At 65.9% G+C, this 12,455-nt stretch carries 12 protein-coding genes; 6 read left to right on the top strand and 6 right to left on the bottom strand.

What is annotated here, in order from left to right:
- The first annotated feature begins 103 nt into the window (after nucleotides 1-103).
- The 3 genes from HWX62_RS22280 to HWX62_RS22270 all read left to right on the top strand — a co-directional run bounded on the left by HWX62_RS22280 (nucleotide 104) and on the right by HWX62_RS22270 (nucleotide 3,244).
- Complete coding sequence (locus tag HWX62_RS22280) at nucleotides 104-616, top strand: hypothetical protein (RefSeq protein WP_175930660.1); 513 nt, start codon at nucleotides 104-106, stop codon at nucleotides 614-616.
- A 383-nt stretch (nucleotides 617-999) separates the two neighbouring features.
- Nucleotides 1,000-1,647 carry a carbonic anhydrase gene (locus HWX62_RS22275; protein ID WP_175930659.1) on the top strand — a complete coding sequence of 216 codons (648 nt, stop codon included), beginning with the start codon at nucleotides 1,000-1,002 and terminating at the stop codon, nucleotides 1,645-1,647.
- Nucleotides 1,648-1,693: 46 nt separating this feature from the next.
- Nucleotides 1,694-3,244, top strand: a complete 1,551-nt coding sequence (locus HWX62_RS22270) for a SulP family inorganic anion transporter (RefSeq protein WP_175930658.1) — start codon at nucleotides 1,694-1,696, stop codon at nucleotides 3,242-3,244.
- Between the two features lie 68 nt (nucleotides 3,245-3,312).
- On the opposite strand, the gene HWX62_RS22265 is transcribed toward HWX62_RS22270, so the two are convergent.
- The 6 genes from HWX62_RS22265 to HWX62_RS22240 all read right to left on the bottom strand — a co-directional run bounded on the left by HWX62_RS22265 (nucleotide 3,313) and on the right by HWX62_RS22240 (nucleotide 10,326).
- The gene (locus HWX62_RS22265; protein ID WP_175930657.1) at nucleotides 3,313-4,857 is read right to left on the bottom strand and encodes a 2-isopropylmalate synthase; all 1,545 of its coding nucleotides are present in this window, start codon (nucleotides 4,855-4,857) and stop codon (nucleotides 3,313-3,315) included.
- 320 nt (nucleotides 4,858-5,177) lie between these two features.
- Entirely contained in the window at nucleotides 5,178-6,050 is an 873-nt protein-coding gene (gene pssA / locus HWX62_RS22260) for a CDP-diacylglycerol--serine O-phosphatidyltransferase (RefSeq protein ID WP_175930656.1), read from the bottom strand.
- A gap of 15 nt (nucleotides 6,051-6,065) precedes the next feature.
- On the bottom strand, nucleotides 6,066-6,710 hold the full coding sequence (locus tag HWX62_RS22255; RefSeq protein WP_006491035.1) for a phosphatidylserine decarboxylase: 645 nt from the start codon (nucleotides 6,708-6,710) through the stop codon (nucleotides 6,066-6,068).
- A 127-nt stretch (nucleotides 6,711-6,837) separates the two neighbouring features.
- Nucleotides 6,838-7,854, bottom strand: a complete 1,017-nt coding sequence (gene ilvC, locus HWX62_RS22250) for a ketol-acid reductoisomerase (protein ID WP_006478252.1) — start codon at nucleotides 7,852-7,854, stop codon at nucleotides 6,838-6,840.
- 105 nt (nucleotides 7,855-7,959) lie between these two features.
- A complete protein-coding gene (gene ilvN / locus HWX62_RS22245; protein ID WP_006398781.1) occupies nucleotides 7,960-8,451 on the bottom strand; it encodes an acetolactate synthase small subunit in 492 nt (163 codons plus the stop codon).
- Between the two features lie 111 nt (nucleotides 8,452-8,562).
- Nucleotides 8,563-10,326 carry an acetolactate synthase 3 catalytic subunit gene (locus tag HWX62_RS22240; protein ID WP_175930655.1) on the bottom strand — a complete coding sequence of 588 codons (1,764 nt, stop codon included), beginning with the start codon at nucleotides 10,324-10,326 and terminating at the stop codon, nucleotides 8,563-8,565.
- 355 nt (nucleotides 10,327-10,681) lie between these two features.
- Between HWX62_RS22240 and HWX62_RS22235 the strand changes: the two genes are divergently transcribed.
- Genes HWX62_RS22235 through HWX62_RS22225 form a run of 3 tightly spaced genes read left to right on the top strand, consistent with a single transcriptional unit; the run spans nucleotide 10,682 to nucleotide 12,455 of the window.
- Nucleotides 10,682-11,245: an RNA polymerase sigma factor gene (locus HWX62_RS22235; protein WP_175930654.1), complete on the top strand. Its 564-nt coding sequence runs from the start codon at nucleotides 10,682-10,684 to the stop codon at nucleotides 11,243-11,245.
- Nucleotides 11,242-11,661, top strand: a complete 420-nt coding sequence (locus tag HWX62_RS22230; protein ID WP_175930653.1) for a DUF3619 family protein — start codon at nucleotides 11,242-11,244, stop codon at nucleotides 11,659-11,661. The genes HWX62_RS22235 and HWX62_RS22230 overlap by 4 nt, the downstream gene beginning before the upstream one ends.
- Nucleotides 11,662-11,687: 26 nt before the next feature.
- Nucleotides 11,688-12,455, top strand: a complete 768-nt coding sequence (locus HWX62_RS22225) for a DUF3106 domain-containing protein (protein WP_175930652.1) — start codon at nucleotides 11,688-11,690, stop codon at nucleotides 12,453-12,455.

The following is a 12,455-nucleotide window of genomic DNA, read 5'->3' as shown; positions in this document are numbered from 1 at the left end:
CAAGCGCGACAGCGGGCGATCCGCACCGATTTTTTCCGCACGATGCGCCGCCGCGCGCCGTCCGTGATAAAACGGGGCTTGTTTCCGTGTTCTGGAGAATCCGATGCGCATTCGCATTCCCGTGCGCCTGCCGGTGCTGGCCGCCTGCGCCGCGGCGCTGCTGGCCGGTTGCGCGCAACCGTGGCAGCAATACCAGGCCGGCCAGGACGAGTCGGCGATCGTCGCGCGCATGGGCCCGCCCCGCGAGATCTACGACCTGCCGGGCGGCGGCAAGCGCCTGATGTGGCCGACCCAGCCGATGGGCGAAATCACGGTCGCGGCCGACGTCGACGCAGCCCACCGGATCGTCAACGTGCGCCAGGTCCTGCAGCCGAGCGAGTTCTATCGGGCGGAGATCGGCAAGTGGACGAAGACCGACGTCCTCGTCAATTTCGGACGCCCGGTCGAGACGTCGTACTTCCCGCTGATGAAGCGCGAGGTGTGGACGTACCGGTATCTCGAGGACAACGTCTGGTACATGATGTACAGCTTCTACTTCGATCCGCAGGGCATCCTGCGCACCACGCAGAAAACGCCGGACCCGCTGCACGATCCCGATCGCCGCAACCTGTTCTGACCGATTGCGCATTTACGCGCAATTGTCGCAATGGCCATTCACGAATGATTGCGTGAATGGCCATTTCATTTTTTCCGCTGCGTTGATTAATTCAATGAACGAAACGGAAAACTTTTCCGATCGATGACATTGCGATGGCAATACGCTGAACGCCCCGTCATGCGGGCCGTTGCGCGCAAACCGGCATGCGCGGCGCATGTCATGCGTCGCACTGGTGCATGCGATGCACTACGCCCAATCAATTTGAAACAGTTTGTTTCAACCCAACCTGAGTGCTAGGGCATACCCCTAATATCAGTCGAAATCCAACCTTTCAATTTAGAAAGAATACGGCTGCGCCATTTCGATCGATATTTATCCGCCTTTATCTTGAAGGAGTCCTCATGAACCGCCCCAAGAGCATGCTGGTTGCCAACATTGCCTGGGCCCGCGAGACGCGCGAGCACACGCCCGGCTTCTTCGACGCGCTCGCACGCGGCCAGAACCCGCGCGTCCTGTGGATCGGTTGCGCCGACAGCCGCGTACCGGCCGAAACCATCACGCACTGCGCGCCCGGCGAGCTGTTCGTCCACCGCAACATCGCGAACCTGTTCCACCCCGACGACGACAATTCCGCCAGCGTGCTCGAGTACGCGGTACGGGTGCTGAAGGTCGACCACGTGATCGTGTGCGGCCACTACGGGTGCGGCGGGGTGCGTGCGTCGCTGCTGCCGCCGCCCGCCGACCTGCCGCACGTCGCGCGCCGCATCGCGCCGCTCTGCGCGCTCGCGCGGCGCCATCGCGACACGCTCGACGGGCTCGACGACATGGCCGCCGCCGACCGCCTCGCCGAGCTGAACGTGCTCGAACAGGTGCGGCTGCTGCGCGCATCGCCGATCGTGCGCGGCCGCGAACGGCCGCCGCTCGTGCACGGCTGGATCTTTTCGCTCGCCGACGGCCGCCTGAAGGAACTCGATTCCGGCTATGCGGCACCGCCGGCCGAAGCCGAGCTCGAGCCCGAGCCTGCCGCGACCGCGGCCGCGCTCGGTTGACCCGCGCCCCGCCCCGCCCCTCCACGTCAACGAAACCACCCCAACCATGAAACTGAACGAGCGCCTGTCCACCCTGCCGCGCGACATCGTCGCCGGCATCGTCGTTTTTCTCGTCGCGCTACCGCTCTGTCTCGGCATCGCCAACGCGTCCGGCGTCGAGCCGTTCGCCGGGCTCGTGTCGGGCATCGTCGGCGGCATCGTCGTCGCGCTGCTGAGCGGCTCGTCGCTGTCCGTCAGCGGGCCGGCCGCCGGCCTCGTCGTGATCGTTGTCGAAGGGATCGCGCAACTCGGCAGCTTCTCCGCGTTCCTGCTCGCGGTGCTGCTGTCCGGCGTGCTGCAGTTCGGCTTCGGCATGCTGCGCGCCGGCCGCTTCGCCGCCTACGTGCCGTCGCCCGTCATCAAGGGCATGCTCGCCGCGATCGGCCTGCTGCTGATCGTGAAGCAGATGCCGTTCGCATTCGGCATCGGCGGCCAGGCCGCGCAATCGTTTGCGAACTGGCCGAGCCTGCCGACCGCATGGGCCGCCACGGCGATCGCGCTCGTGTCACTGGCGCTGCTGATCGCGTGGGACATGCCGGCGCTCAAGCGCTTCGCATGGGTGCGCTCGGTTCCCGCCCCGCTCGCGGTCGTCGTGCTCGGCATCGGCGCGACGCTCGTGCTCGGCGCGGTCGCGCCGGCAGCCGCGCCGGGCGCCGCGCATCGCGTCACGCTGCCCGAATTCGACTCGTTCGCGGCGCTCGCGGCGTCGCTCAAGCATGCGGAGCTCGGCCCGAACTTCGCGCAACTGGTCAATCCGGACGTATGGCGCGTGGCGATCACGCTTGCGGTGGTCGCGAGCCTCGAAACGCTGCTGTGCCTCGAAGCCGTCGAACAGATCGATCCGAAGCGGCGGCCGACGCAACCCGATCGCGAGCTGAAGGCACAGGGCGTCGGCAACCTCGTCGCGGGCGCCGTCGGCGGCCTGCCGATCACGTCGGTGATCGTGCGCAGTTCGGCCAACGTCAACGCCGGCGCGCAAAGCCGGATGTCCGCGATCGTGCACGGGATCCTGCTGCTCGCGAGCGTGTTTGCGCTCACCGGCCTGATCAACCTGATCCCGCTCGCGAGCCTGGCCGCGATCCTCATCCACACCGGCCTGAAGCTCGCGAAACCGGCGCTGTTCCGCTCGGTCATGAAGCAAGGCCCGGCCGCGTTCGCGCCGTTCGCGGCGACGATCGTGGGCGTGCTCGCGGTCGACCTGCTGTTCGGCATCGCGCTCGGCCTCGCATGCAGCGTGCTGGCCGTCGCCGTCGCGAACCTGAAGAGCCCCGTCACGCTCGCGCAACACGACGACCACTTCCTGCTGTCGTTCCGCAAGGACGTGTCGTTTCTCGGCAAGGTGCAGGTCAAGCACCATCTGCGGCACATTCCGGACCGGGCAGCGGTGATCATCGACGCGACGCGCGCCGACTACATCGATCACGACGTGCTCGAACTGCTCGATGCGTTCGTCGCCGATGCGCCGCGGCGCGGGATCGCGGTCGAGTTCCGCCGGCGCGCGCCGGCACCGCGCGCGGCCGCGCGCCGCTGGCTGTTCCGCGCGCCGGCCGCCGAATGAGCGGCACATAAAAAACGCCCCGGCGGCGCAGGGCCGTCCGGGGCGTTTCGGGTTGCGCCGCGCAGCGCTTACGAGCGCTGCGGGTTCAGCTTGTCGTCCTTCGAGTGCAGCTTGTTCAGCGCGGAAATGTACGCCTTCGCGGACGCGGCCACGATATCCGGATCGGTGCCGACGCCGTTGACGATCCGCCCGCTCTTCGACAGCCGGACGGTCACTTCGCCCTGCGCCTGCGTGCCGGTCGTGATCGCGTTCACCGAATACAGCAGGAGCTCGGACCCGCTGCCGACTTCACCCTCGATCGCATTGAACGTCGCGTCGACCGGGCCATTGCCGCGCGCCTCGCCGGTCACTTCCTTGCCTTCGACCGCGAACACGACCTTCGCCTGCGGCTGCTCGCCCGTTTCCGAGCGCTGCGACAGCGACACGAACTTGAAGTGCTCCTGCTCCTGCGCGAGCGCCGATTCCTCCGACACGATCGCGATGATGTCCTCGTCGAAGATCTCCGCCTTGCGGTCGGCCAGATCCTTGAAGCGCATGAACGCGGCATTCAATTCGGCTTCGCTGTCGAGCGACACGCCGAGCTCCTGCAGGCGCTGCTTGAACGCGTTGCGGCCCGACAGCTTGCCGAGCACGATCTTGTTCGCGGTCCAGCCCACGTCTTCCGCGCGCATGATCTCGTAGGTGTCGCGCGCCTTCAGCACGCCGTCCTGGTGAATGCCCGACGCGTGCGCGAATGCGTTCGCGCCGACCACCGCCTTGTTCGGCTGCACGACGAAACCGGTGATCTGCGACACGAGCTTCGACGTCGGCACGATCTGCGTCGTGTCGATGCCGACGTCGAGGCCGAAATAGTCCTTGCGGGTCTTCACGGCCATCACGATTTCCTCGAGCGACGTATTGCCCGCGCGCTCGCCCAGACCGTTGATCGTGCACTCGACCTGACGCGCGCCGCCGATCTTCACGCCGGCGAGCGAGTTCGCCACCGCCATCCCGAGGTCGTTGTGGCAGTGCACCGAGAAGATCGCCTTGTCCGAGTTCGGGATGCGCTCGCGCAGCGTCTTCACGAGGTTGCCGTAGAGCTCCGGCACGCCGTAGCCGACCGTGTCGGCGATGTTGATCGTCGTCGCACCTTCGGCGATCACGGCTTCCAGCACGCGGCACAGGAAATCCATGTCGGAACGGCTGCCGTCCTCCGGCGAGAACTCGACGTTGTCGGTGAACTTGCGGGCGAAACGCACCGCGAGGCGCGCCTGCTCGAACACCTGATCGGGCGTCATCCGCAGCTTCTTCTCCATGTGCAGCGGCGACGTCGCGATGAACGTGTGGATCCGGAAGCTGTTGGCCGGCTTCAGCGCGTCGGCCGCGCGCTGGATGTCCTTGTCGTTGGCCCGCGCCAGCGAGCAGATCGTGCTGTCCTTCACGAGGCCGGCGATCGTGTGAATCGCGTCGAAATCGCCGTTCGAGCTGGCGGCGAAGCCGGCCTCGATCACGTCCACCTTCATCCGCTCGAGGTGCTTCGCGATGCGGATTTTCTCTTCCTTCGTCATCGACGCGCCGGGCGATTGCTCGCCGTCACGCAACGTCGTATCGAAAATGATCAGCTTGTCTGTCATGGGGGGCTCCAGGGCTCTTTTATACGGAAGTCAAACGTAACGAGATCGCGCCACCGCTGGCGACGCTCAACAACAGACGAGGCTTGAGACGGAGGGCGAGAACGGTCAGCGCGGCAGGCGCGCCGAAGCTAGCGCGCGTAGCGGCGCACCGGCTAGAAGGAGGGAGAAGCGGGGAAATGCAGTCATGCCGCAGACTATAGCGACATTCCGTTGGCCGCGCAATCGGACGGCACCCGGGATCGAAGCGGCTCGACCTGAAACAGGGACAAATGGAAACGGCGGCCCGAGGCCGCCGTTTCCGGGTGGATCCTGCGTCGGCGTCAGTGATCGCGCTGCGACGAGCGCGCCGGATTCGCACGCCCGCGGACGGCCATGTAGGCCCAGAACACGTAGCCGGACAGCCCGTACAGCACGAACAGGCAGAACAGCATCAACGGCGGATCGGACGACACGAGCACGAACGCGACGACGACCAGCAGGATCGCCGCGAACGGCACGCGATGCCGCACGTCGAGCGCCTTGCCGCTGTAGAACGGCGCGTTCGACACCATCGTCACGCCCGCGTAGATCGTCAGCACGAACGCGACCCACGGCAGCCAGCCGAGCTTCATCGGCACGCGGTTGTCGGTCGCGAGCCACACGAAGCCGGCGATCAGCGCGGCGGCGGCCGGGCTCGGCAGCCCCTGGAAGAAGCGCTTGTCGACGACGCCGATGTTGGTATTGAAGCGCGCGAGGCGCAGCGCGGCGCCCGAGCAATAGACGAACGCGGCGAGCCAGCCCCAGCGGCCGAGATCCTTCAGCACCCACTCGTACATCACGAGCGCGGGCGCGACGCCGAACGACACCATGTCCGACAGGCTGTCGAACTGCTCGCCGAACGCGCTCTGCGTATGGGTCATGCGCGCGACGCGCCCGTCCATCCCGTCGAGCACCATCGCGACGAAAATCGCGATCGCGGCGATCTCGAAGCGCACGTTCATCGCCTGCACGACCGCGAAGAAGCCGCAGAACAGCGCGGCGGTCGTGAATGCGTTCGGCAGCAGATAGATACCGCGCGTCTTCAGGAACCGCTGGCGCGCGGCGCGGCGGCTTTCGAGCGGCGCCGGATCGGGCGCCATCACCTTGTTGCGGCGGAACGGGCGTGGCGTCTGGCCGGAACCGTTGCGCGGCCGACGCGGTTTGAATGCGGCCATCGTGCGCCCCGCCGCTTACTGTTCGAGCTCGGCGAGGATCGTCGACGACGCGTAGACCTTCTCGCCGATCGACACCTTCGCGCGGCTGCCGAGCGGCAGGTACACGTCGACGCGCGAACCGAAGCGGATGAAACCGTAACGCTGGCCGCGCGACAGCGGCTCGCCGGCGCGCACGTAGCAGAGGATCCGGCGCGCGATCAGGCCGGCGATCTGCACCGAGGTAACCGTCTTGCCGCTCGCCGTCTGGATCACGACCGCGTTGCGCTCGTTCTCGGTCGATGCCTTGTCGATCGCCGCGTTCAGGAACGCGCCCGGAAAGTACTCGACCTTGCTGATCGCGCCATCGACCGGCGAACGCTGCGAATGGACGTTGAAGACATTCATGAACACGCTGATCTTCAGTGCTTCGCGGTTCGCGTACGGATCCTGCGCGGTCTCGACCGCGACGATGCGACCGTCCGCCGGGCACAGTACCGCGTTCGGCTGCGCCGGAATCGGGCGCTGCGGGTCGCGGAAGAACTGGACGACGAAGACGAGCAGCAGCCAGAACGGCCACGCGAAGCCGAAGCCCCCGACGGCATGGATCAACAGCGCGATGACGGCTGCAATCGCGATGAACGGCCAGCCTTCGCGCGCGATGATCGGATGAGGATAGTTCATGGATTCGTTCTGTGTTCGGTGAATTGCAAAGCCCGTAGCATAACAAAAGCCGCCCGGGGCACTGCTGCCTTCGGACGGCTTTTTGATGCCGGCCCTTCGCTCGAAGGGCCGGAACGGCACCGGGTGCTTAGTTCTTCGTCTGGTCGACGAGCTTGTTCTTCGCGATCCACGGCATCATCGCGCGCAGCTTCGCGCCGACCTGCTCGATCTGGTGCTCGGCCGTCAGGCGGCGGCGCGACTGCAGCGTCGGTGCGCCTGCCTTGTTCTCGAGAATGAAGCTCTTCGCGTACTCGCCCGTCTGGATGTCGGTCAGGCACTGCTTCATCGCCTTCTTCGTCTCTTCCGTGACGACGCGCGGGCCGGTCACGTACTCGCCGTACTCGGCGTTGTTCGAGATCGAGTAGTTCATGTTCGCGATGCCGCCTTCGTAGATCAGGTCGACGATCAGCTTCAGCTCGTGCAGGCACTCGAAGTACGCCATTTCCGGCGCGTAGCCGGCTTCGACCAGCGTCTCGAAACCCGCCTTGATCAGCTCGACGGTACCGCCGCACAGCACGGCCTGCTCGCCGAACAGGTCGGTTTCGGTTTCTTCACGGAAGTTCGTCTCGATGATGCCGGCACGGCCGCCGCCGTTCGCTGCCGCGTACGACAGCGCGATGTCGCGTGCCGCGCCCGACTTGTTCTGCGCCACGGCGATCAGGTGCGGCACGCCGCCACCTTGCGAGTACGTGCCGCGCACGGTGTGGCCCGGTGCCTTCGGCGCGATCATGATCACGTCGAGGTCGGCGCGCGGGATCACCTGGCCGTAGTGGACGTTGAAGCCGTGCGCGAACGCGAGCGCCGCGCCCTGCTTGATGTTCGCGTGGACTTCCTTCGCGTACACGTCGGCGATCTGCTCGTCCGGCAGCAGCATCATGACGACGTCCGCGCCCTTCACCGCTTCGGCGACTTCCTTGACCGACAGGCCGGCGTTTTCGGCCTTGCTCCACGACGCGCCGCCCTTGCGCAGGCCGACCGTCACGTTGACGCCGCTGTCCTTCAGGTTCAGCGCGTGCGCATGGCCTTGCGAGCCGTAGCCGATGATCGTGACTTGCTTGCCCTTGATGAGGGAGAGGTCGGCGTCTTTGTCGTAGAAAACGTTCATGATGGTTCCTTCGCTAATTCAAAAAATTCGATAATTCGTTCGGATGGAGTACTGCGGGCCGGGACATGACGGCGCACCCGGCGTGCCTTTTTGGCTATGTCGGCATCACACCTTCAGGATGCGCTCGCCGCGTCCGATGCCGGAGCTGCCGGTGCGCACGGTCTCGAGGATCGCGCCCGCGTCCAGCCCCTGGATGAATGCGTCGAGCTTGTCGCTCGCGCCCGTCAATTCGATCGTGTAGGTCTTCTCGGTCACGTCGATGATGCGGCCGCGGAAAATGTCCGACATCCGCTTCATTTCTTCGCGCTCCTTGCCCACTGCACGGACCTTGATCAGCATCAGCTCGCGTTCGATGTGTGCACCGTCGGTCAGGTCCACCACTTTCACCACCTCGATCAGGCGGTTCAGATGCTTCGTGATCTGTTCGATCACGTCGTCGGAGCCAATGGAAACGATGGTGAGCCGCGACAGCGATTGGTCTTCGGTCGGCGCCACCGTCAAGGTTTCGATGTTGTAGCCGCGTGCGGAAAACAGGCCGACCACGCGCGACAGCGCGCCCGGTTCGTTCTCCAGCAGGACGGAAATGATGTGTCTCATGTTCGCTTCTTCCAGAATGTGTCCGTGTCGATTCACTCGCGCCGCGCGCCGCCGCGTGCCGCACCGCCCTTCGTGAAGGCGGCCGCATCGGGCCGGACGCGCGTCGCGCCGTTACAGATCTTCCGATCCGAGCAGCATCTCGGTGATGCCCTTGCCGGCCTGGACCATCGGCCAGACGTTTTCGGTCGGATCGGTCTGGAAGTCGAGAAACACGGTGCGGTCCTTCAGGCGCAGCGCTTCCTTCAGCGCCGGCTCCACATCCGAAGTCTTTTCGATCCGCATGCCGACATGGCCGTACGCTTCGGCGAGCTTCACGAAATCGGGCAGCGCATCCATGTACGAATGCGAATAGCGCTTGCTGTATTCGATCTGCTGCCACTGGCGGACCATGCCGAGGTAGCGGTTGTTCAGCGAAATGATCTTCACGGGCGTGTCGTACTGCAGGCAGGTCGACAGTTCCTGGATGCACATCTGGATCGAGCCTTCGCCCGTGATGCACAGCACGTCGTCGTCCGGGTGGGCCATCTTCACGCCCATCGCCGCCGGCAGGCCGAAGCCCATCGTGCCGAGGCCGCCGGAGTTGATCCAGCGACGCGGCTTGTTGAAACGGTAGAACTGCGCGGCCCACATCTGGTGCTGGCCGACGTCCGAGCACACGAACGCGTTGCCGTCCGTCAGCTCCCACGCCTTCTCGACCACGTACTGCGGCTTGATGATCTCGCTTTCGCGGTCGTACTTCAGGCAGTCCTTCGCGCGCCAGCCTTCGATGTCCTTCCACCATTGCGCGAGCGCCTCGGTGTCGGGGCCATGCTCGGCCGTCTGCAGTTGCTCGATCAGCTCCTTCAGCACTTCCTTCACGTCGCCGACGATCGGGATGTCGACCTTCACGCGCTTCGAGATCGACGACGGGTCGATGTCGATGTGAATGATCTTGCGCGGGCGCGACGCGAAGTGCGCCGGGTCGCCGATCACGCGGTCGTCGAAGCGGGCGCCGATCGCGATCAGCACGTCGCAGTGCTGCATCGCCATGTTCGCTTCGTAGGTGCCGTGCATGCCGAGCATGCCGAGGAATTTCTTGTCCGACGCACGATAGCCGCCGAGGCCCATCAGCGTGTTCGTGACCGGATAGCCGAGGAGATCCGCGAACTGGTTCAGCTCACGCGACGCGTCGGCGAGGATGATGCCGCCCCCCGTGTAGATGTACGGGCGCTTCGCGGTCAGCAGCAGCGACACGGCCTTGCGGATCTGGCCCGAATGGCCCTTCGTGACGGGGTTGTACGAACGCAGCGACACGCTCTTGATCGGCTCGTACTGGCACGGCGTCTTCGAGATGTCCTTCGGGATGTCGATCAGCACCGGGCCCGGACGGCCGGTGCGGGCGATGTAGAACGCCTTCTTGACGGTTGCGGCGAGGTCGCGCACGTCCTTCACGAGGAAGTTGTGCTTCACGCACGGACGCGTGATGCCGACGGTGTCGCATTCCTGGAACGCGTCCTGACCGATCGCGGCCGTCGGCACCTGGCCGCTGATCACGACCATCGGGATCGAATCCATGTAGGCCGTTGCGATGCCGGTCACCGCGTTGGTGACACCGGGGCCGGACGTCACGAGGCAGACGCCGACGTTGCCGGTGGAGCGCGCATACGCATCGGCTGCGTGCACGGCCGCCTGTTCGTGGCGCACCAGCACGTGCTGAATCTTGTCCTGCTTGTACAGCTCGTCGTAGATGTAGAGAACCGAGCCGCCGGGGTAGCCCCAGATGAATTCGACGTTTTCGTCGGCCAGCGCCTTCATGAGCACGGTGCCGCCGATGGAGTCGCTATCGGGAGAGGAAAGGGGTTCCGACGTGGAGAATTCCGCGCTGGGCATGTTCATTTTGACCTTTCGAATTTTCGGCAAAAAATTGATCGGGTGCTCTCTGCCGGGCTTGTGGCTCGGGTTCAAGCGGCGCGTCCAGTTTGAAGGGCGGGCTTCTTGGGCCAGCCTCAAATGAGACCATCACTTCATGTTGCGAATCGCTGACGATAGCGGGTCGCGATGGGGCCGTCAAGCAAAATATCCCGCAGCGCATCATGCGCGCCGCCCCGCGCCCCGCCGGCGCGGCTCGCGCGCAACGTGCTGCGCCCGCCCCGGGTGCCAAGCCGCGCGAAAATTTGATAGCATCCGCGGGTTTTACGAAATTTTTCGACCTTTTACACCACGCAGCGGGCGCAGCGCATACCTTCACGGAATGGCATCAGACAAGGAACTCGCCGACTTTCTGGCGGGCGTCGAAAGGCGCGCGTTCAAGCAGGCTGCGTACGCCGTGCGTGACGACGATGCGTCGCTCGACATCGTGCAGGACGCGATGATCAAGCTCGCGGAAAAGTACGGCGACCGGCCGGCGGCCGAGCTGCCGCTGCTTTTTCAGCGGATCCTGCAGAACGCGATCCACGACTGGTTTCGCCGGCAGAAGGTCCGCAACACGTGGGTGACGCTCTTCTCGTCGCTGAACAACACCGACGACGAGGACTTCGACCCGCTCGAAACGCTCGAATCCGCGGACGACAACGCGGGCGTCGAGAGCAGCGAGCACCGCCTCGAACGAGAGCAGGTTCTGGCCCTGATCGACGAAGAAATCCAGAAACTCCCCGCGCGTCAACGGGAAGCGTTCCTGATGCGTTACTGGGAAGATATGGATGTCGCCGAGACTGCCGCCGCAATGGGGTGCTCCGAGGGCAGCGTCAAGACGCACTGCTCGCGAGCCACCCACACCCTGGCGCAAGCGCTCAAGGCCAAAGGAATCACGCTATGAGCTCCGCAAACCGAGAACACGAATTCGCGCTGAAGGTACGTCGCGCGCTGGACGAGCGCGCGGCCGCGCTGCCCGCCCCGACCGCCGAGCGGCTGGCCGTCGCCCGCCGGGCCGCGCTCGCGCGCAAGAAGCCCGAGCCCGCGAGCGCGCCGGTGTTCGTGCCGGCCTTTGCCGGTGCGGCCGGCGCCTACGGCCCGACGCCCGCCAGCCGCCCGCAGACGTCGTTCGCGCGCCGCCTGCTGCGCGCGTGGCCGCTCGCACTGCTGCTCGCGGGGCTCGTCGGCATCGCGTACTGGGAAGACATGCAGCGCACCGCCGAACTCGCCGACATCGATGCGGCGATGCTCAGCGACGACCTGCCGCTCAACGCGTATCTCGACCACGGGTTCAACGCGTATCTGTCGCGCGCTCACTAACAGACAACAACGAGGGGATCGCACGGGTGAGTCAGAAGCGCGGCCTGGCCGTATTTTTCGGATGCGTGATCGCGATCGCCGTTTGCTACGTCGCCACGTATCCCCGATTCCACCCGGCCCCTGCGACGGCGCCCGTCGCGACCACCAGCCCTGCCGCGCCGGCGTCGGCCGCGACCGGGCTGACCACCGAACTCTCCCCGCTGCCCCTTCCGCTACCGCTGCCGGCCGCCGCCGGCCCGCTGTCGTGGGCGCGCCTCACACCGGCGCAGCATGCGGCCCTTGCGCCGTTCGCCGACCAGTGGGACGGCTTCAGCGACGCCCGCAAGCGTAAATGGCTGAAGATCGCATCGCGTTTCGCGAAGTTGTCGCCCGATGACCAGAAGCGCCTGCAGGAGCGGATGACCGAATGGGCGAAGATGACGCCCGAGCAACGCCGCGTCGCGCGCGAAAACTATCAGAGCGCGAAGGAGTTGTCCGCACAGGCGCGCGAGCGCGCGTGGAAAGCCTACCAGCAACTCCCGGAAGAACAGAAGGAACGGCTGGCCGCCGCCGAGCGCCGCCGCAAGCCGAGTGTCGTCAGCGCGCCGCCAACCGTCGCCGACCGTGACGTCCGCCGCCTCGTCAACGCGCACGAACACCCGGCGAGCGGCGCGGCCGCGGCCCCGGCACCCGCGTCGACCGGCGCCGCCGCGCAGTCGGTGCCCGCGTCGTCGACATCCGGCACCGCATCCGCACCGGCCGCCGCGGCGCCGGTGTCGCCTGCCGACGCGCCTTCGCTGTTCAAGGGCTCCTGA

Source organism: Burkholderia sp. BCC0506 (genome assembly GCF_902833145.1).
Classification (GTDB): Bacteria; Pseudomonadota; Gammaproteobacteria; order Burkholderiales; family Burkholderiaceae; genus Burkholderia.
This window is presented reverse-complemented; position numbering and strand designations above follow the sequence as displayed.